General features: G+C 64.5%; 16 protein-coding genes. 10 read left to right on the top strand and 6 right to left on the bottom strand.

Annotated elements, in window-relative coordinates; all coding sequences use genetic code 11:
- The first annotated feature begins 31 nt into the window (after nucleotides 1-31).
- The 5 genes from Q0367_RS15260 (at nucleotide 32) to thiD (ending at nucleotide 3,785) form a co-directional block, all read left to right on the top strand.
- The gene (locus tag Q0367_RS15260) at nucleotides 32-865 is read left to right on the top strand and encodes a thiazole synthase (protein ID WP_298983260.1); all 834 of its coding nucleotides are present in this window, start codon (nucleotides 32-34) and stop codon (nucleotides 863-865) included.
- The gene (locus tag Q0367_RS15255; protein WP_298983258.1) at nucleotides 862-1,497 is read left to right on the top strand and encodes a thiamine phosphate synthase; all 636 of its coding nucleotides are present in this window, start codon (nucleotides 862-864) and stop codon (nucleotides 1,495-1,497) included. The genes Q0367_RS15260 and Q0367_RS15255 overlap by 4 nt, the downstream gene beginning before the upstream one ends.
- Nucleotides 1,494-2,141, top strand: coding sequence for a thiamine phosphate synthase (gene thiE, locus Q0367_RS15250; protein ID WP_297632840.1), 648 nt, complete (start codon nucleotides 1,494-1,496; stop codon nucleotides 2,139-2,141). Before Q0367_RS15255 ends, thiE begins: the two co-directional genes overlap by 4 nt.
- A gap of 193 nt (nucleotides 2,142-2,334) precedes the next feature.
- Nucleotides 2,335-2,982 carry a TenA family protein gene (locus tag Q0367_RS15245; protein WP_298983256.1) on the top strand — a complete coding sequence of 216 codons (648 nt, stop codon included), beginning with the start codon at nucleotides 2,335-2,337 and terminating at the stop codon, nucleotides 2,980-2,982.
- Nucleotides 2,979-3,785 carry a bifunctional hydroxymethylpyrimidine kinase/phosphomethylpyrimidine kinase gene (gene thiD, locus Q0367_RS15240; protein WP_298983254.1) on the top strand — a complete coding sequence of 269 codons (807 nt, stop codon included), beginning with the start codon at nucleotides 2,979-2,981 and terminating at the stop codon, nucleotides 3,783-3,785. Before Q0367_RS15245 ends, thiD begins: the two co-directional genes overlap by 4 nt.
- A 58-nt stretch (nucleotides 3,786-3,843) precedes the next feature.
- On the opposite strand, the gene Q0367_RS15235 is transcribed toward thiD, so the two are convergent.
- From Q0367_RS15235 to hypA, 5 genes are all read right to left on the bottom strand, one after another.
- Complete coding sequence (locus tag Q0367_RS15235) at nucleotides 3,844-7,092, bottom strand: BTAD domain-containing putative transcriptional regulator (RefSeq protein WP_298983252.1); 3,249 nt, start codon at nucleotides 7,090-7,092, stop codon at nucleotides 3,844-3,846.
- A gap of 83 nt (nucleotides 7,093-7,175) precedes the next feature.
- Entirely contained in the window at nucleotides 7,176-8,183 is a 1,008-nt protein-coding gene (locus tag Q0367_RS15230; RefSeq protein WP_297632820.1) for an ABC transporter substrate-binding protein, read from the bottom strand.
- 94 nt (nucleotides 8,184-8,277) lie between these two features.
- A complete protein-coding gene (locus Q0367_RS15225) occupies nucleotides 8,278-9,588 on the bottom strand; it encodes a nitrilase-related carbon-nitrogen hydrolase (RefSeq protein WP_297632818.1) in 1,311 nt (436 codons plus the stop codon).
- Between the two features lie 38 nt (nucleotides 9,589-9,626).
- A complete protein-coding gene (hypB, locus tag Q0367_RS15220; RefSeq protein ID WP_297632815.1) occupies nucleotides 9,627-10,322 on the bottom strand; it encodes a hydrogenase nickel incorporation protein HypB in 696 nt (231 codons plus the stop codon).
- Complete coding sequence (gene hypA, locus Q0367_RS15215; protein WP_297632813.1) at nucleotides 10,270-10,671, bottom strand: hydrogenase maturation nickel metallochaperone HypA; 402 nt, start codon at nucleotides 10,669-10,671, stop codon at nucleotides 10,270-10,272. The genes hypB and hypA overlap by 53 nt, the downstream gene beginning before the upstream one ends.
- 397 nt (nucleotides 10,672-11,068) lie before the next feature.
- Between hypA and Q0367_RS15210 the strand changes: the two genes are divergently transcribed.
- The 5 genes from Q0367_RS15210 to Q0367_RS15190 all read left to right on the top strand — a co-directional run bounded on the left by Q0367_RS15210 (nucleotide 11,069) and on the right by Q0367_RS15190 (nucleotide 17,301).
- Nucleotides 11,069-12,631: a CpXC domain-containing protein gene (locus Q0367_RS15210; RefSeq protein WP_297632810.1), complete on the top strand. Its 1,563-nt coding sequence runs from the start codon at nucleotides 11,069-11,071 to the stop codon at nucleotides 12,629-12,631.
- A gap of 5 nt (nucleotides 12,632-12,636) precedes the next feature.
- On the top strand, nucleotides 12,637-13,887 hold the full coding sequence (locus Q0367_RS15205) for a CinA family nicotinamide mononucleotide deamidase-related protein (protein WP_297632807.1): 1,251 nt from the start codon (nucleotides 12,637-12,639) through the stop codon (nucleotides 13,885-13,887).
- A gap of 8 nt (nucleotides 13,888-13,895) precedes the next feature.
- A complete protein-coding gene (locus Q0367_RS15200; protein WP_297632804.1) occupies nucleotides 13,896-14,483 on the top strand; it encodes an HD family hydrolase in 588 nt (195 codons plus the stop codon).
- A gap of 69 nt (nucleotides 14,484-14,552) precedes the next feature.
- Nucleotides 14,553-15,683, top strand: coding sequence for an LCP family protein (locus tag Q0367_RS15195; RefSeq protein ID WP_297632801.1), 1,131 nt, complete (start codon nucleotides 14,553-14,555; stop codon nucleotides 15,681-15,683).
- Nucleotides 15,684-15,885: 202 nt separating this feature from the next.
- A complete protein-coding gene (locus Q0367_RS15190; protein WP_297632798.1) occupies nucleotides 15,886-17,301 on the top strand; it encodes an LCP family protein in 1,416 nt (471 codons plus the stop codon).
- A gap of 24 nt (nucleotides 17,302-17,325) precedes the next feature.
- On the opposite strand, the gene Q0367_RS15185 is transcribed toward Q0367_RS15190, so the two are convergent.
- A complete protein-coding gene (locus Q0367_RS15185) occupies nucleotides 17,326-18,111 on the bottom strand; it encodes a sugar phosphate isomerase/epimerase (protein WP_298983247.1) in 786 nt (261 codons plus the stop codon).
- Between the last annotated feature and the right edge of the window lie 11 nt (nucleotides 18,112-18,122).

Raw genomic sequence — 18,122 nt, 5'->3', positions numbered from 1 at the left:
CGTGAATTGCACAGGAAAAGGAGGCACAGTCATGACCCCATCGGTGGAATCCCCATCATCGCCCTCCGTAGAGGCAGCGGCGAAAGCGACGGCGAAGGCTGCGCCGCTCGTCATTGCAGGTCGCACCTTTCGCTCGCGGCTTTTTCTGGGCACCGCCCGCTATCCCAACCAGCAGGTGATGCTGGACGCCCTGGAGGCCAGCGGCGCCGAGGTGGCGACCGTCGCCATCCGTCGCGTTTCGCTAGGTGGCCAGAGCGAAACCGTCTTCGATCTACTCAAGGATCGCTATTTTATTTTGCCCAACACCGCCGGCTGTTACACGGCGCGCGACGCCGTGTTGACTGCGCACCTGGCCCGCGAGGCGCTGGGGACGAACTGGATCAAACTGGAGGTGATCGGCGACGACGAGACGCTTTTCCCCGACGTCGAGCAACTGCTGCAGGCGGCGCGGGAATTAGTCGCAGACGGCTTCGTCGTGCTGCCCTACTGCAACGACGATCCTGTGACCTGCAAGAAGCTGGAGGCCATCGGCTGCGCGGCGGTGATGCCGCTCGCCGCGCCGATCGGTTCGGGCATGGGCGTGCGCAACCCGTACAACCTTCAGATCATCCGAGAGCAGTGCCGGGTGCCGGTCATCGTCGACGCCGGGGTGGGCGTCCCTTCGGATGTCGCCATCGTGATGGAGATGGGCTGCGACGGCGTGCTCCTCAACTCCGCCGTGGCGCAGGCGCGCGAGCCGGTGAAGATGGCGCGCGCCATGCGGTTGGCGGTGGAGGCGGGCCGTCTGGCCTATGAGGCGGGTCGCATGCCGCGGCGGCTTTACGCCAGCGCATCCAGTCCGCTGGAGGGGCGCATTCAGCTATGAGCCTGCCCGAGCCGCCCTTGCTGGTGATCACCGATCGCCGCATGGCGCGTCGTCCGCTGCCCGCCGTCGTCGCCGAAGCGCTGGCGGGCGGCTGTCGCTGGCTTTTGGTGCGCGAAAAAGACCTGCCGCGATCTGCGCTCATCGCCTTGGTGAAGGAAATTCTCGACCTGGCGCGTCCCTACTCGGCCTGGGTGAGCGTCAGCGCCGATGCACAGGCGACGATCGAGGCTGCAGCCCACGGCGTGCATCTCCCTCAGGGCGTCGATGTGCACTCCGCCCGAGCGCAGATCGGCGCAGCGCGATGGATCGGCGTCTCCGCCCATTCCCAGTCCGAAGTGGAAGCTGCAGCCGCTGCGGGCGCAGACTATGTCACGCTCAGTCCGATTTTCTCTACGCAGAGCAAGCCCGGCTATGGCCCGCCTCTCGGGCTGACGACGTTGCAACAGGTGGCGCAGGCCGCCCCGATCCCGGTGATCGCCTTGGGCGGGATCACTGCAGAAAACGCAGCCGGGTGCATGGAGGCGGGCGCAGCGGGCGTGGCGGTGATGGGAGAGGTTATGCGCGCCGCAGACCCGGCGACGGCGGTGCAGCGGCTGGTGAAAAGCATTCAAGAAGGGAGAACTCGGCGATGAGACGCAACCTCGACTGGTCAGTGTACGTGATCACAGACCGCCGCGTGGTGGGGGAACGCGATCTGCTGGCGGTGATGCAGGCCGCCATCGAAGGCGGCGCCACGGTGGTGCAGTTGCGCGACAAAAGCGCCACGACGCGCGAACTGTTGGAGCTTGGGCGCGCGCTGCAGCGCCTGACCCGCCCCGCCGGCATTCCTTTGATCATTAATGACCGGGTGGATGTCGCCCTGGCGCTGGACGCCGACGGCGTCCACGTCGGCGACGACGACATGCCGCCCGAGCTGGCGCGGCGCCTCCTCGGCCCAGACCGCCTGCTGGGCGTTTCCGCCGACAGCGTGGAGGCGGCGCAGCGAGCGGAGCAAGCTGGCGCCGACTATTTGGGCGTCGGCGACGTCTTTGGCACGAGCACTAAACCCGACGCCGGAGCGCCGATTGGCCTGGAGCGGCTCGCCGCCATCGTGCGGGCGGTGAACATCCCGGTGGTGGGCGTCGGCGGGGTGACGCTGGCGAACGCGCCTGCGGTGCTCCAGGCCGGCGCAGCGGGCGTGGCGGTCATCTCCGCCGTGTTGGGCGCTGCGGACCCGGCGGCGGCTGCGCGCACGCTTCGTTCTATGCAGATCGATCTGTCACGGCGTAGGCGGTGACGCGCGTTGCAGCGTAGGTTCGGCTTTCAGCCGGACGTCCCGGCAGAGCCTCGGAGCGCAAGATGAGCAAGAACGCCCGACTTCGAGATGCATCTATGGATTCCCAGAGTGATTTGTTCAACTCCATCAATCGCTGGCGGACTTCATTTGTGAAAAATTTGTGAAAACGTTGGTCAAAAAGGAGCAACCCAACATGACGCTCTCCGCAACCCTCTGGCAGACCTACCAACCCCTCGCCGAAGCGTGTTTGCGGCATCCCTTTGTGCAGGGGATCGCCACGGGCGCACTTCCGACGGACGCGTTCCGCTTTTACGTGGGACAGGACGCCTATTTTTTGCAGGCGTTCGCTCGCGCCTATTGCATCGCTGCAGCCAAATCGCCGGACTGGAATGGCTTTCGCGCCTTTCACGCGCTGGCCGGCGGCGTCATCGAGGAACTGACGCTGCATGAACAGTACGCCGCCCGCTGGAGCGTCGATCTCCACGCGCTGTCGCCCGCCACCGCCACGCGACGCTACACCGACTTCCTGCTCGCCACCGCGTGGGGCGAAGATGTGGGCGTGACTGCTGCGGCGATGGCGCCCTGCATGCGGCTCTACGCCTATCTGGGGCAAGGCCTGGCCGAACAAGGCGTCGCAGCCGATTCTCCCTACGCAGCGTGGGTGCGCGCCTACAGCGGTCAGGAATTTGAGGCATTGGCCCGTCGGTTGGAGTCGCTGGTCGATGGCTACGGTCGCGACCCCGACGCCGCCCACGGCGCCTACGCCTACGCCATGCAGTGCGAGTACGATTTCTTCCAGATGGCCTGGGAGGCCGGCGCACAAGCAGGAGGCGCCCGATGAAAAAAGTGTTGACCATCGCCGGTTCAGACTCCGGCGGCGGCGCAGGGATTCAGGCCGACCTGAAAGCCTTCGCTGCACGCGGCGTCTACGGCATGAGCGCTATCACCGCGCTCACGGCGCAGAACACCGTCGGCGTCTTCGGCGTCTTCCCCGTGGCGCCCGAATTCGTGGCGCAGCAGATCGACGTCGTCATGGAAGACCTGGGCGCCGACGCCTGGAAGACAGGCATGCTGGCCAACGCCGCCATCATTCAGGTGGTGGCGGAGCGGGCCAGGCGCTATCGCATCGAACGGCTGGTGGTGGATCCGGTCATGGTGGCCAAGAGCGGCGACCCGTTGCTGGAGCCGGAGGCGCGCACGGCGCTCATCGAGCAGCTCCTCCCGTTCGCCTACCTGGTGACGCCCAACCGCCATGAGGCGCAGGTTCTGGCCGATATGAAGATCCATACGCTGGAGGACGCCCGCAAGGCGGCGCAACGCATCCATGCGCTGGGGCCGCGCTATGTGCTCGTCAAAGGCGGGCACCTGCCCGGCGCCCTGGAAGCTGTGGACATTCTCTACGACGGTCAGCGCTTTGAGGAGTTTCGAGCCCCACGCATCGAGACGAGCAACACACACGGCACCGGCTGCACGCTGGCCTCCGCCATTGCGGCGGAGCTGGCCAAGGGCGCCGACGCAATCCAGGCCGTGGGCGAGGCCAAGCGTTACCTGACGGCGGCGCTGCGCAGCGGCGCATCCCTGCGTCTGGGGCGGGGCCATGGGCCGTTGAACCATTTCCTGGGACAGACGGTGGCGGCGGTTTGAAGAAACTTCGTCAGGCGCGTCCTGCGTCGCGAGGACGCACGCATGGAGCTCGAACGTTTCAGCCGCTTGCGCTGAGCGTGCGGAAGAGCGCCTTCGTCTCCGGCGCAGGGTCTACATCCAGCTCCTCGCGCAACGTCTGGACGCAGCGTCGGTGGACGCGCGCGATCTGTCCATAGTCGCCCAGTCCGTGATAGGCGATCATCAAGTGACGATAGGCGCGCTCCCAACAGTTGTCCTGCGCAAGCATGCGCTGACAGAGGTCAATGGCGTCCTCGTAGCGCGCCTCTTCGAGCAGGCGCTCGGTCAGCCGATCCGCGTTTTCCAGAAAGATCATCGCCAACCGCTCGCGTTCGGCGATGGCCCAGGCTTCGTAGCGGGCGTCGGGCAGATATTCTCCTTGATACAGGGCCAGCGCCCGCTCCATCCGATCTGGATCGCTGCGGGACGCCTTCACCTCTTTGAGAAATTGATCGACGTCGATCCACAGGTCGGCGGAGGGGCGGATGCCGTAGGCGGCGCCATCGCGGACGATGTAGGCCGATTCGGCGCCGGCCGTGCGCGCCGGCTCCAGGACGGAATAGAGGGCGTTGAGAGCAAATTTGAAGTTCTGCTGCGCCGTGACCGGGTCCACCTCGGGCCAGAGCGCCTCACAGATTTGCTCGCGATCCAACATCTCTCCGCGATGAGTGATCAGAAGTTGGAAGAGCAGCCGTGCGGGCTTGCGTTTCCAGCCGTTGGGCGGGATCGGCTCGTCCCCGCGCCAGACGCGGAAGGCGCCTAACGTCTGCACGCGCAACTGATAGCCGGGATGCAGCTCGACTCGGGAAAGGTTCAGCGCATCGAGCAGGGAGGTGGCGTAGTCGGACTCCCAGCCGTTGCGCGTAGCCATCAACAGCAAGGGCGTGAAGACGCGCTCATCCGCCGCGCCGACCAGCGTAGGCCGCGTCCAGAGGAACCCATAGCCGTTCGCCCGACAGGTCGTCAGCACTTCGGGCAAGAGCTGCGCCAGACGGTCGAACTGCTTTTGGCGGAAGCAGGACAGGGCCAGCCAAAGTTGGGCGCTGCAACGCCCGAACGGGTCGCTGCACGCCTCAAAGCCGGCGACGGCGCGGCTTAGCCACGCCTCTGCGCCGACGAAATCGCCGGCGAGGACGTGGCCGGCGCCCAACGTCAGCCGCACCATGCTGGCGCTCCAACGGTCGCCGGCATGCTCTGCGATGTCCAGCGCCTCTTCCGCACACCGCAGGGCAGCGCTCAGGTCGCCGGCGTAGCCATAGGTGCGACAGAGCCCCCACCCGGCTTCGACGCGCAACCGCGGCACGGCCAGCATCCGGCTGAACTCCACACCTTTCTCGTAGCATTGGCGCGCCAGCGCGTAGGCCTCGGCGCGATTGGAATAGACGCCGAGAAGCTGTCGGGCGTGCCCCTGTCGGATATGCGCCATCGCCGTGATGAGTGGTGAGCGCAGCATCTCCCCGCGGCGCACGCCCTCGACGGCGGCCTGATAGGCGCGCTCCGCCTCGCCTTGAAAGGCGCAGATCAACGAAAGCAACAACAGCGTCTCGCGGTGTGCGCGCGGCGTCTGCACCGGCGTCGCCTGTTCGGCCTGCGCTTGCGCCTCCAGCCCCTCGCGCGCCTCGCGCAGGCGACCGGTGCGCAGCAGCATGTGGAAGCGAAGCTCCTCGTTGGAGGAGCCCTCTGGCCGCAGGCTTTCGGCGCGACGGCGCAGACGCTCCGCCTCCTCGATGCGACCGGCGTTCAGCTTGTTTTCGGCGAGCATCTCGAAGAGGCGAATCTGCGCTTCGCGATCCTCGTAGCTGTCGCTGAGCTGCTCCGCCTCTTCCAGCAGGCGTTCGGCCTGGCTGGGGTCGATGGTGTCGAGATAGACGCGCGCCTGACCGCGCAGCGCCCGCGCAATGCCATCGGGTTGGCCCCACGCGCGCCAGACTGCTTCCGCCTCTTTGTACCAACGCATCGCTTCATCAAAGCGGCTGCGCAGCCGTTCGAGCTTGCCCAGCGTAAGCAACAACATCGGATGCCGATGCAGCACGTCTGTGGGCAGAGCGGCGAAGTAGGCCGCCAACGTGTCGAGCCGCCCGGCCGTCACCAGCCGGTTCGCGTAGACATCGAGGAGCGTCGCCACCTCCTCCCACGCCTTGGCTTCGAGCAGATGGTGGATGGCGCCTTCCATGTCCTGCTGCTCGATGAAATGGTCGGCGGCGATGCGATGCCACCTTCGCTGCTCTTCCGGCGACGCCTGTTGGCGCAGAAAAGTGTGAAAGATGTAATGGTAGCGCAGCGGGCCGCCGGCCGTCTCCACGACGAACAGCTCTCGCTCCTTCAGGTAGGTCAGCATGGAATCGGCGGACATGCGTTGTGCAGGCGAGGCCCCTCGCAGCAAGGCGTCGCAGGCGGCGGGCGTCAACTCGCGCAACGTCGCCGTCACGATCAGAAAGTGCTGCACGTCCGCCGGTTGTCGGGCGAAAACTTCCTGCGCCAGCAGATCGAAGAGCGCCGCCGGTGAGACCGCCCGCCAATGGGGCGACCAGTCACGCGAGGCGAGCGCCTGACCGCGCAAGTTCTGCCAGATCAACTGGAGCGCAATCGGCCATCCTTCAGTGTAGTTCAGCAGCGCGTCGATCTGCGCAGAAGAGAGAGACAGGCCATAGTGCTCCGTGAAGAGGGTTGCGATTTCCGATGCGGTGAAAGCGAGCGCATGCTGGTCAAGCAGGAGCGCTTCCCCGCGCAGGCGCAGGCGGCGCAAGCCGGGCAGGGCAATCGGCGGCCGCCCCGCCAGCAGGATGTGCAGGTGAGGCGGCGCCAGATTGACCAGCCGATCCAGCAGCTGAACCATGTCGCTGTTGTGGAGCACGTGATGCACATCGTCGACCACTAGCAGCGTCGGCGCATTGAGCGAGGCGCTCAGGGCGTTGACGACCTGACCCAACACCCCGCGCCAGGGCAGCGGGCCGAGGTCGCCGTCCCAGCCCTCGATCACGGAGGTCGGCAGTCCGGCGATGGCGGGCAGCGCGCGCCGGATCGCATGGCAGAGATGGAGCAGAAAGACGGCGGGATCGCCGTCTTCGTCGCTCACTGCATACCAGATCAGCGGCTGCGCTTCGGCGGTGAGCTCCGCCAACGCCGTGCTCTTGCCGCAGCCCGCCTCCGCCTGCAAGAGCGTCAGCCGATAGTCGAACGCTTGTTTGAGCCGTTGCACCACACGCGGGCGGCGCAACATGCGCGGCTGCAAGGGCGGCGGCGTGATGCGTGTGTAGATGACCTGGGGAGCGAGATAATCTATTTTCACAGCGATGACCCCGGCGCCTCGGGATACTCAGCCAATCGAGCATCGATCGTCGAGGAGCGGCGGCGTTCTTCCTCGACCTGCCTTCACCGGACAGCCATTTCCCAAATTTCGGTCGTAAAGGCGGACTCGACGTCCACAGGGGCCGGCAACGCTTCATATTCGGCCAGCATCGCCGCCAGCTTTTGCCACTGCTCCAGCGACTGCCATCCGTAGCCATGCTCGCTTGCGGCGTCGCGCAGCTCCGTCTCCAGCATAAAGCGCATGTGTTCTCGATCGGTTTCCGGACCGGCGTAGCGAAGCACAATTTCCACCGCCTCCTCGGGATGGGCGGCGGCGTACTCGACGCCGCGCAGCGCCGCGCGCAGAAAACGCACCAGCGCCTCCGGATGCTCCTCGATGAAGGCCTCGCTGGATACGTAGGCCAGCCCCAGCGTCGGCACGCCGTAGTCGGCCGCGTCCCACAAGGTCAGATCATACCCCCATTTTCGGATCAAAAACGGCTCGTTGGACTTGAAGAGCGGATACACGTCCACCTGGCCTTCGGTGAGCACGCGCGGGTCGAAGCCGACGTTGACGAGCGCAACCTTGGCGGGGTCGGCGCCGGCTGCATGCAAGAGCGCAAAGAGGTCGGGAGGCGGCGTGCCCTTATAGCCGACCGTGCGCCCTTCCCAGTCTTTGGGCGTCGAGAGACCTGCATCGGCGAGGGCGGCGAACGCCTGCTGCCCCTTTTGTCCGATCAGGGCGATGGAGACAACCGGCAGCCCCGGCTCGGCGCGACGCTGCAGCACCGTGGCGGCGTCCATGGTCGTCACCTGCACGGCGCCGGCGACGAGCAGCTGCACGTGCTCTCCGCGTCCGGGCGAATGTTCGATCGTCACGGCGAGCCCTTCTTCGTCGAAGAAGCCTTTTTCCTGCGCCACATAGGCGCCGACGAAAGGCAAATTGGCCTGCGGCTTGTACCCGGCCATGAAGGTCATGGCGAAGCGTTGCGTCTCGCCATTGACCGACGCGCCCCCTGTTCTGGCCTCGATCGGCGAGCAGGCGGCTGCAAAAAACAAAACCAAACCAAAGAACAAAGTGCGCAAAACCATACGAACCTACTCCGCAATGTGGATAGTGGGATGAAATGAATAATTGGATGATGCCGTGGTGCGTGTTCCGTGGTTCCGTGTAAAATCTTTTTCCTTACTGTGGGCGTGGCTCCTGGTCGTCGAGCGCGTCCATCTCATCGGTTTCCTCGTCATAGCGCACCGGACGAGGTGGAGCGGGGGCTGGCGGGCCGACGATCGTCCAGCCGACTTGCTCCTGCGCCGGGTGAAGCGAATCCGGCGCTGTGTGAGGGAGCGGCCAGCGGCTGGTGACGGAGGCGATGACCGGCAGGTCGTCCAGGGAGAGCTCGGGGGGCCTCTGCGTCGGTGCGTTATGCGCCGCCGGGGGATTCGGCGGCGCATGCTGTTTCGCTTCGAGCAGCGGAGGCTCCTGCAGCTGGCGATGGACTGCGGCGAGCAGCTGGTGCGCCTGGGCCGCTGTGAGCTGGCTGCGGACGCGCACCTCGCTGCTTTCCCACAGGGCGCGCAGTTCGGCGAAATCCCATTCCGTAGTGAGCACCCCCTCGCTGGCGGCGTTGCCCATTTCGACCAACACGCCGTTGAGGCGAGGCGTCAGCTCCTGCGGCGCAAAGATGGCGGATTTGCCGACATAAGTGGTGGTGGGGCGACGCTCAAAAGGATTGGGGCCGACCAGAAACGAACAGGCGGTGTAGAGCTGATTGTCCTGCATGCGAGCCAAAGCGGCGGCGCGCAATTTGTTGTACTCCACCTGGCTGCTCGCGGCTGCAACGATGATCAGCGCCTCCGCGCCTTGAAAGGCGAGCAGTCGTCCCACTTCTGGAAAGAGCGCATCGCCGCCGATGATGACGCCCAGCGCACCGACTTCCGTATGGATGACATGCCAGTTGACGCCGGGCTGGCAGTAGCGCTCGTCTTCGCCGGAGAGCATCACCTTGGCCTGGACGCCGAGCAGCGCGCCATCCGGGCCGAAGACGCCCGTCAGGTTGCGGATCACGCCGTCTAACGGGTCGGGCAGGTAGAGGCTGGGCGCCACGATCGTCATCGCCGATTCGCGCGCCAGCTCGCCGAACAGGTGAAGATATTGCGTCCACAGCTCCGGCGCGGCGACGTCGAGCAGGTCCGCCAGGCTGAGGCGCAAGTCGGCCCGCAGCAGGTTCGCTGCGCCGCTGGAGAGCGAGCCGACGAACTTCTGCCAGAGCGAGGCGTTGCGTCGTCGCCCCCGGTCGACGCGCTTGAGCAACCTCGAGCGGAAGTCGCCCAACAGCGGCGGCGCCAGCATCAGCCCCCCTAGCTCCGGGAAAACCACCAGCCGTGCGCGCTTATTTTCCGCTGCGCGCAGGAACCGGCGTAGATTTTCGCGATAGTCATCGATTGTGGCCGGAAGTCGCAGCCGTTGTTGGACGCATGCGACGGTGTAACGTTCCAATTGGGATATCCTCGCCCTATGTTTGCTTGATTCTGTGGTCAACGAGCCGGCGCAGCCGACGCTGCAGTCGCCGCTTCCCAGTGTCGCGCCACCAGGAACTCGATCCAGCGCTCGATCCCTTCGCCGGTGCGCGCCGAGGTTTCGAAGAGGGCGGCGTGGGGGGCGATCGCCCGAACATTGGCGACGGCGCCGGCGTAGTCGAAGTCCGTTGCTGCGGCAAGGTCCATTTTGGTCAACACCACGACGTCGGCGCTGTGGAACATGGGTGGGTATTTGTTGGGCTTGTCCTCGCCTTCGGTGGTGGAGAGCAACACCACGCGCAACGCCTCGCCCAGGTCATAGTCGGATGGACAGACCAGGTTGCCCACGTTCTCGATGAACAGGAAGTCGAGCTCCTCGAGCGCCCATCCTTCCAGCCGACGCGCCACCAGTTCTGCCTCCAGGTGACAAAGTCCTCCCGTTTCGATTTGGCGCACGGGCGCGCCGCTGCGCGCCAGACGACGCGCGTCGTTCTCCGTCGCCAGATCGCCGACGATGGCCGCCACGCGCCAGTTGCGCTCGAGCATTCTGCGCATCGTCTCCTCCAGCAGCGCCGTCTTGCCTGCGCCCGGGCTGGAGACAAGGTTGACGACGAAGACGCCGGCCGCCTCAAATCGGGCGCGCAGCGTGCGCGCGATCTCGTCATTTTTGTCGAGCACTGCTTTGCGCAGCTCTAGGATGCGCGGTTTCATCATGATTCTCCTCGATCTCGATCGACTCCACCTGAAGCTCACGACCTTGCAAAAGTCGCAAACGGGATGCGCCGCACTCTGGACAACGATAGACAAAAGGCGGCGTTAACGTTCGCTCTGCATTGCACTGGCTGCAAAACACCCGCACAGGCACGCGCTCGATCGCCAGTTCCGCCCCCTCCGCCAGCGTGCCCTGCGCCGCCACCGGGAAGCTGAAGCGCAGCGCGTCCTCCACCACGCCGGCCAGGTCGCCGAGGCGCAGCCGCACGCGCGTGACTCGCACGGCGCCGGCGGCGCGCGCCGCCTCTTCGACGATCTCGACCAGATTGCAGGCGATAGACAGCTCGTGCATGGCGCTTTCTTTTCGTCGATTTTCCTGCGGCTCTTGGATCCGCCAAGAGCCTGCGGCTTGCTTGAATTCCTCAAGACCTTGCGGCTCGCCGAGCGCATGCGGTTGCAAGCCGCACGGGGTCTCATGAAAGACCCTCGCATAGGTCATCGCCTCCAGCGTGACGGGAAGATGCGCCAAAAACCTGCACCTGCAAGCCACGCCATCCTTGCCGCCTCTCTGCAATTCTATTGCCAGCTTCCACTGCGCAACTTTTGTTAGTAGTATACCATACGCTGAATTCGCAGCGGATTCGCCATCGACGCCTTTGGTCGCAATTCTGATTTGCTATACAATGGGAGCGATTGTCGACAAACAGAGCAGGCAGCATGGCTGTCATTCAACCTGAGGACCAACGACTATGAGCGGCATTCTTTTGCCCGGACAGGAAAAACAGCCGTCTTCCGGCGGCATCGAATTGCCCAAAGGCTTTGTGCGACGCCGCGAGGAAGCCGAAGCCGCTGAGACAACCGGCGCAACGCCGACCTCCCCTGAAACCATCTCTGGCGAGACAACCTCCGCCGCCCCAGAATCTGCGCAGCCGGGGCGCCGGACGGGAGCGCCGGGTGAGGATTTGCTCTTTCCACCCAGCGCGGCGCAGGTGCAATGCCCAAACTGTGGGACGGTCTATGTGATTCCGGTTTTTACCATCATCGATCTGGGCGTCAACCCCGAGTTGGGGCCTGCGCTGTTGAGCGGGCAGGTCAACATGGCGATTTGCCCGCGCTGCGGCGCCGGCGGCGCCCTCAGCGCGCCGTTGATGGTGCATGAACCGGCGCACGAGTTTCTCGGGGTCTACGTGCCGCCCACCAACGGCGACGACGCCCAACGGCAGCGCATCATCGGCGACCTGATCCAAAAGCTCATGCGCAAGCTGCCGACCGAGGCGCGCCGCGGCTATATGCTGCAGCCCAAAGAGTATCTGGATTGGAACCGTTTCATCGAAAAGCTTTGGGAGTTTCAGGGCGTCACGCCGGAGATGCTGCGCAGGCAACGCGATCAGGTGGCCGCCATCCAAAGCCTGGCGCGGCTGGCCGACGACGAGGGCGCGCTCAACATTGCGTTGGAACGCTACAAAGGGCTGGTCGACCGCCAGTTCTTCTCGCTGCTCGATCGCCTGATGATGCTCTCGGGCAGCCAGGGCGACAGCGAGGGAGTGAAGGCGCTGCAGGCGCTGCGCCGCGCGCTGCTGGAAAAGACCGAAACCGGTCGCGAGCTGAAAGCCTTGCAGGATCGCGTCGAAGAGACGGTGCGGCGCATTCGTCCCAACGCCACGCGCGAAGAAGTGTTAAACATCCTGCTCGACGCCTGGAACCAGCCCGACGGCGAATCCGTAGCTGCTTCCGCAGCGCTGGCGTTGGCGCCGCTGCTCGACTATCAGTTCCTGCTGGCGATTGCAGAGCGGCTGGAGCGCACGACAGACCCCCAGGCGCGCGAGCATCTGGAGAAATTGCGCGAGCTGGTGTTGGCGGTGCAAGATCAACAACGCGCGCTGCAACAGGACGCCGCCGCCCAGGCGCAACAGGCGTTGCAGGCCGTCCTGGAAGCCACCGACGTCGAAGCCGCGCTGCGCGCCAACGCCCACCTCATCGACGAAACGTTTCTGGCTCTGTTGGCGGCCAACATTCAGCGCGCCGAGCAGAATAAGGCGACCGCGGCGGCGCAACGTCTGCGCAAAATCTACGACGCTGCGCTCCAAATCATGCAGGAGCAGATGTCGCCGGAGCTGCGTCTGATCAACGATCTGCTCAACGCGCCCGACCAGAAGAGCCAACGCAAGCTGCTCGAAGAAAACCGCCGGCTTCTGAGTCGAGACTTCATCGAGGCGCTCAAGCAGCTAGAAGAGGAGTTCCGCGAGCGAGAAAATCGCGACATCGCCGACCGCATCAAATCGATCCGCGCTCAGGCTGCCCTGATGTTGTGACGCCGATGCCAGAACTTGCCGCGGAAATCATCACGTCGGGCACGGAGATCCTGCTCGGCGACATCGTGGACACCAACGCTGTCTGGATCGCCCAGCAGCTGCGCGAGGCCGGCGTGAACCTGTACTACAAGACCACCGTCGGCGACAACGAGCCGCGGCTGCGTGGGGTCATCGAACTGGCGATGACGCGCAGCGACGTCGCCATCATCACCGGCGGACTGGGGCCGACGGTCGATGACGTGACGCGGCAGGCCGTCGCCAATGCCACGCGCCGTCCGCTCGTCCTGCACGAAGGCGCGCTCGCCACCTTGAAAGAGCGTTTCGCCCGCTTCGGCGTGACGATGACCGAAAACAACATCCAGCAGGCGATGATCCCGGAGGGCGCCATTCTGATTGAAAATCCGGTCGGCACGGCGCCTGGCTTCATCGTGGAGACCGAACGCTGCGCTGTAATCGCGCTGCCCGGCGTGCCCCGCGAGATGAAGGCGATGATGACCGCCAGCGTTCTGCCTTATCTGCGCGCCCGCATGGGCGGCGGCGCAGTGATCCGGCGGCGCATCCTGCGCACCTTCGGCATCGGCGAAAGCGCCATCGACGCACGGCTCGGCGATCTCATGCGCCGCAGCAACCCCACCGTCGGCCTCGCAGCCAAAACCGGCCAGGTGGACATTCGCATCGCCGCCCGCGCCGACGACCCGGAAACGGCCGAACGTATGCTCGACGCCATTGAGGCGGAGGTGCGCGCCGCCGTCGGGCCGTACATCTACTCCACCGATCCGGAGGAGCGTTACGAGACGATGCTGGCGCGCCGGATGATGCAGGCGGGCGTCACGGTGGCGTTGCTGGAGACCAACACGCGCGGCGCGCTGGCGGAGCGGCTGGCGACGGCTCTGCCCGATCAGACGCCGCTGTGCAAGCGCGTCGTCGCTCCCGAAGAGGCGCCGGCGGAGCTGTCGGGCGCCTTGCAACTGGAGGAACTCGACTCGGCGGCGCGCGAGGCGCTGGCGCGCCGGGCTGCCATGTGGCTGCGCTCGGAAAGCGGCGCAACGCTGGGGCTGGCGCTGGTGGGAACCGCCGGCGCAGAGGAAGGCGTCTTCGGCCGCATTCCCGGCGAGACATGGCTGGCGCTCGACGACGGCGAACGCGTGCACACGGTGCGCATCCCCTTCGGCGGCCGCGACGAATTCACCCATGTTCGCATCGGCAACCAGGCCCTGATCGAGCTGCGTCGTTGGCTCGACGCACACCACGGCTGATTCCGCTCATGCACGAACCTGACAGACCACCGATCCCGGCCCTGTTGACCGTTCTTGAACATGCCTGCGCGCTGAAACGCCTGCCGCGCACCGGATGGCTGCTCAACGGCGTCGTCCCTTGCGAATCGATCGCCGACCACACGACCGGCGTTGCACTGCTCACGCTGGCGTTGGCGGATGCGCTCAACGCCGACTGGCAGGCGCAGGGGCTGGAGCGTCCGCTGGATGTGGGCCGCGCGCTGACGCTCGCCGTATTGCACGACCTCGCCGAAAGCCGCGTGACCGATCTCCCCAAACGCAGCACAACGTTGATCGGGGCGGAGGTCAAACGTCGCGCCGAAAACGAGGCGTTCTCCATGATTGTAGGAGCGCTGCCCGCCGCCAATGACTATACGAGCCTATGGCGGGAATATGTTGAAGACGCCAGTCCGGAAGCGCGTCTCGTGCACGACGCCGATGCGCTGGAGATGGTGCATCAGGCGTTGCTCTATGAGCGCGCCGGCCATCGCACTCTGGATGAATTCTGGCGGGGACATCGCTGGCATTATCGTCTATGCGAACAGTTATTCGACGTATTGCGCAACGCGCGCTCTTGATGTAAAGTAATACCCGACGGGGAGGGCCACATTCCTGTTCAATCACAACCGTTGAGCGAGGACGGAACGATGCATCGATCTGCTCAGCCCAATTTTCTGTGGCGCCGATCTCTGTCGATTTTTCTGCTCTTATGTTTTGTGGCGAGTCTTCTCCCCGGCTGCTCAGGAGCCACCGCCAGCGCAGCGCCTGGAAGTCCATCCGTTGCCCATGAAAACGCCCCATCGGCCATTGTGCTGACCTCTGTGGAGCAACCCGCGCAGCCGACGACGCAGCCTTCCTCTTCATCGGCGCCGTCGTCGCCTCCACCCTCACCCGCAGAAGCGCAGGCGGCGGAAACAGACGCAGCCACGGTCGACGATCCGAACCCCCTCTTGAAGACGACCAATATTCTTCTGTTGGGAAGCGATCGGCGCCCGAACATGCCCAACTGGCGCACCGATGTGATCATGATCGTGGCCGTCGATCGCGCCAACAAGCGCGTGGGCGTCATCTCGCTGCCTCGCGACATTTATGTGGATGCGATACCCGGACGCCGCGGCAACAAGATCAACGTGATCGACTATCTCGGCGAGCGAGACGAGCCGAACGGCGGCGGCCCCAAATTGCTGGGGCAGGTGATCGAGGAGAAGATCGGCGTGCCGATCCATCACTACGTGCGCGTCGAATTTGATGCAGTCAAGAAGCTGGTCGACGCCATGGGCGGCCTTGAGATCGAGATCGATTGCCCCCTCTACGACCCATACGGCTACGACCAGGGCGGGGCGCCGCTGGCGCTGGACGTCGGCGTGCATCGTCTCAACGGTGGGCAGGCGCTCAGCTACGTGCGCAGCCGGCGCATCGGCGGCGACCTTGAACGGGAGCGCAGACAGCAGCGCTTCATCTGGGCGGTGCGCACGCAGATTCAGAACGAAAACCTGCTGCCGCGCATTCCCGCCATCTATCAGGCGCTGCAAGGGTCGGTCTATACAGATTTGAATCTGATCGAAGCTGTGAAGCTGGTGCGCCTGGCGATGGAGCTGCAGAAGGAGGACGTGCACGGCTTCGTGGTCAACGATCCATCCATGATCCGGGCGGGTTACGCCGGCGCAATGTGGGTGTGGTATCCCAACTGGCCGAAGATCGCGGAAGCGGCGCAAAAGGTCTTTGAACGCCCTGCGCTCTTTAACGAAACAGAGGATGGCGAATTTCGCTGTCCATGACAGATGACGAAAGATGCAAAGGTGGCCGCGGCGCAGGCTCGATCGACTGCTCGCCCGGTTAGGCGATTTTCGTCAAAGTTATAGTATAATGAGCGTTTAAGAGCCGCCTGAGGGCTCCTAAACGCTCAAATATTTTATGTATGCATATGAATGGAACAGCAGCGCGCTCTTCCGATTCATCTGCATCAGGAGTCAGGTTTGCATGTTGTCAGACCGGAGTCGGATCATTTCGCTTGTGCTGGCGCTGTCGTTGGCGCTGACGTCATGCTCGAGCGGTGTGTTTCAAGGCTCGCGCGGGGTGCAGAAGGCGGCGCTGGAAGCCCTCCCCAAACCGCCGCTGGACATCACCGGAAGCCACAAACCGTTGCCCGGCGTCGAGGCGCGCAGCTACAATCCACCTTCTCCTCCGATTCGCCCTTTTTCTGTCAGTCGCACATTGTCTTCCGAAACCGCAGCCGCTGCGGGCCTCGGAGCGTTGTGGATGGGGCCGCCTGCGCCTGATCGCTTCTCGACCGCCTATCCGCCGGTTGGGCCTGCCTTCAACTGGAGCCAGACGGAGAACTATCTCTTGCTCGGGACCGACCATCGACCCGGGTGGACGAGCTGGCGCACCGACACGATCATGATTGTCGGCGTCGACCGCGCCAACAACCGGGTGGCGGTGTTCAGCGTCCCGCGCGATCTTTACGTGCAGATTCCCGGCTATGGATGGGGGCGCATCAATCAAGTTGACAATATTGGCGAAAACATGAATCCAGGCGGGGGGCCGGCGTTGCTTTCGCAGGTGCTGGCTAACACGCTCGGCATTTCGACCAAACACTATGTGCGCGTGCGCATGGACGGCTTCGTAGACCTGGTCGATGCGATCGGCGGGGTCACCGTTCATCTGGATTGTCCGTTTTACGAGCCGATTTTCAACCTAACCACCAACCGTTGGGACTATTTTGCATTGCCCGCAGGCGACGTGTGGCTCGACGGCGAGTCGGCCTACTGGTTCGTGCGTCTGCGCTATCGAGAAAGCGACATTGGCCGCAATCAACGCCAGCGCGAGTTTCTGTGGGGGCTGCGCAACCAGATGCTGCGCACGAATTTGCTGGCCAATTTTTTCCCGCTCTACAACGCATTTCAGAACATGATCTCCACGGACTTGAACCCGCTGGAAATTCTCGACCTCCTCACCTGGGGCATCCAGCTTGACCCGGGCAGCGTGCGCGCCAGCGGGTTGACGCTGCAGGACTTACAGAACTACACGACGCCCGAAGGCGCCTCGGTGTTGCGCATCGCCGACCCTGCGCGCGTGCGCGCCGTCGTCGAAGGAATCTGGAGCGCGCCGGCCATGGCGGAATCCTATCGAAAAGATCCAACGGCCTGTCCGCCCTTGCCGCCGGGCGTCACCTTCGCTGCGGAAGCAAACAGCCCCACGACGCCTGTCGTTTTTGAGACCGATCTCGATAGCCTGACGGCCCCGGAAGCGCCGGCGCAAATGGATGGAGAGACGGCGCCTGCCGAGGCCACCCCGGTGGAAGCGACGCGGAACGACCCGCCGTCTACGTTTGTCTTTCCCACGCCGACGCCGGCGCCCGTCAGCCTGTGGGAGGACCCCGCCGACGGCGGCTAGCCGCAGCGAAACACGGAATACGAATCACGCCCCGATCTCGGCCAGCCGCTCCTTCACCAGCTCGCGGCTGGCCACCAGCCAGCGTTCATGGCCGAAGATTTCCAACGTCATCGTGCCATCGAAGCGGAAGTCGCGCAGGACCTGCAGCTCATGTTTTAATTTGATGCCTCCCTGCTTGGGCGCGCCGAACGGCAGGTGATCGTCGGCGGAGCCGTCGTTGTCGCTGATGTTGACGTGCACCAGGCGATCCGCCAGCGCAAACATGTAATCTCGCGTCATGCTGCGCGCCGTATTGATGTTGCCGTGACCGACGTCAAAGGTTAGCTTCAGCTCCGGCAGGCGGAAGAAAATTTCGCGGAAGTATTTGAGTTGATGCTTGTTGTTGGGGCTGTTCTCCAGCGTCACCTGCACGCCCTGCTCGGCGCCGTGCTTGATCAGCAGCTGATAGGCCTGGCGGTAATATTCATAGCCCATCTCCTCCGTGAGAAACTCCGGCCAGCCGACGAAGTGCGTCGTGCAAAACGGAGCGCCCACGATGTGCGCGACGTCGATGCAGCGCCGCAGCTCATCGAGCGCCGCCTGCCGCACCAGCGGCGAAGGGCTGTTCAAAGGCAAATAGGGCGCCGCATGGACGACGACGCGCAGCCCACGATCGTGCAGGGCGGCGCGCACGGCCTGCCAGTCGGTCGATTCCGGCGCCGCACCCGGCGCTTCGACGGTCAGGTCCAGAAAGTCAAATCCCATGGCGGCGGCGCGCTCGATCTCGGTTAAGATCGGTGCGCGCGGGTTGTTCATCATTCCGAAAAGCATCGATGCTTCCT

The sequence above is a fragment of the uncultured Caldilinea sp. genome (assembly GCF_937128415.1).
GTDB lineage: Bacteria > Chloroflexota > Anaerolineae > Caldilineales > Caldilineaceae > Caldilinea.
The sequence above is the reverse complement of the archived record's forward strand: the minus strand, read 5'-3'. Positions and strand labels throughout refer to the sequence as shown.

What these genes read in the sequence shown, in the direction of transcription:
- Q0367_RS15260 (WP_298983260.1), top strand. Translation starts at nt 32, where the DNA reads ATGACCCCATCGGTGGAATCCCCATCATCGCCCTCCGTAGAGGCAGCG.
- Q0367_RS15255 (WP_298983258.1), top strand. Translation starts at nt 862, where the DNA reads ATGAGCCTGCCCGAGCCGCCCTTGCTGGTGATCACCGATCGCCGCATG.
- thiE (WP_297632840.1), top strand. Translation starts at nt 1,494, where the DNA reads ATGAGACGCAACCTCGACTGGTCAGTGTACGTGATCACAGACCGCCGC.
- Q0367_RS15245 (WP_298983256.1), top strand. Translation starts at nt 2,335, where the DNA reads ATGACGCTCTCCGCAACCCTCTGGCAGACCTACCAACCCCTCGCCGAA.
- thiD (WP_298983254.1), top strand. Translation starts at nt 2,979, where the DNA reads ATGAAAAAAGTGTTGACCATCGCCGGTTCAGACTCCGGCGGCGGCGCA.
- Q0367_RS15230 (WP_297632820.1), bottom strand. Translation starts at nt 8,183, where the DNA reads ATGGTTTTGCGCACTTTGTTCTTTGGTTTGGTTTTGTTTTTTGCAGCC.
- hypB (WP_297632815.1), bottom strand. Translation starts at nt 10,322, where the DNA reads ATGATGAAACCGCGCATCCTAGAGCTGCGCAAAGCAGTGCTCGACAAA.
- hypA (WP_297632813.1), bottom strand. Translation starts at nt 10,671, where the DNA reads ATGCACGAGCTGTCTATCGCCTGCAATCTGGTCGAGATCGTCGAAGAG.
- Q0367_RS15210 (WP_297632810.1), top strand. Translation starts at nt 11,069, where the DNA reads ATGAGCGGCATTCTTTTGCCCGGACAGGAAAAACAGCCGTCTTCCGGC.
- Q0367_RS15205 (WP_297632807.1), top strand. Translation starts at nt 12,637, where the DNA reads ATGCCAGAACTTGCCGCGGAAATCATCACGTCGGGCACGGAGATCCTG.
- Q0367_RS15200 (WP_297632804.1), top strand. Translation starts at nt 13,896, where the DNA reads ATGCACGAACCTGACAGACCACCGATCCCGGCCCTGTTGACCGTTCTT.
- Q0367_RS15195 (WP_297632801.1), top strand. Translation starts at nt 14,553, where the DNA reads ATGCATCGATCTGCTCAGCCCAATTTTCTGTGGCGCCGATCTCTGTCG.
- Q0367_RS15190 (WP_297632798.1), top strand. Translation starts at nt 15,886, where the DNA reads ATGTTGTCAGACCGGAGTCGGATCATTTCGCTTGTGCTGGCGCTGTCG.
- Q0367_RS15185 (WP_298983247.1), bottom strand. Translation starts at nt 18,111, where the DNA reads ATGCTTTTCGGAATGATGAACAACCCGCGCGCACCGATCTTAACCGAG.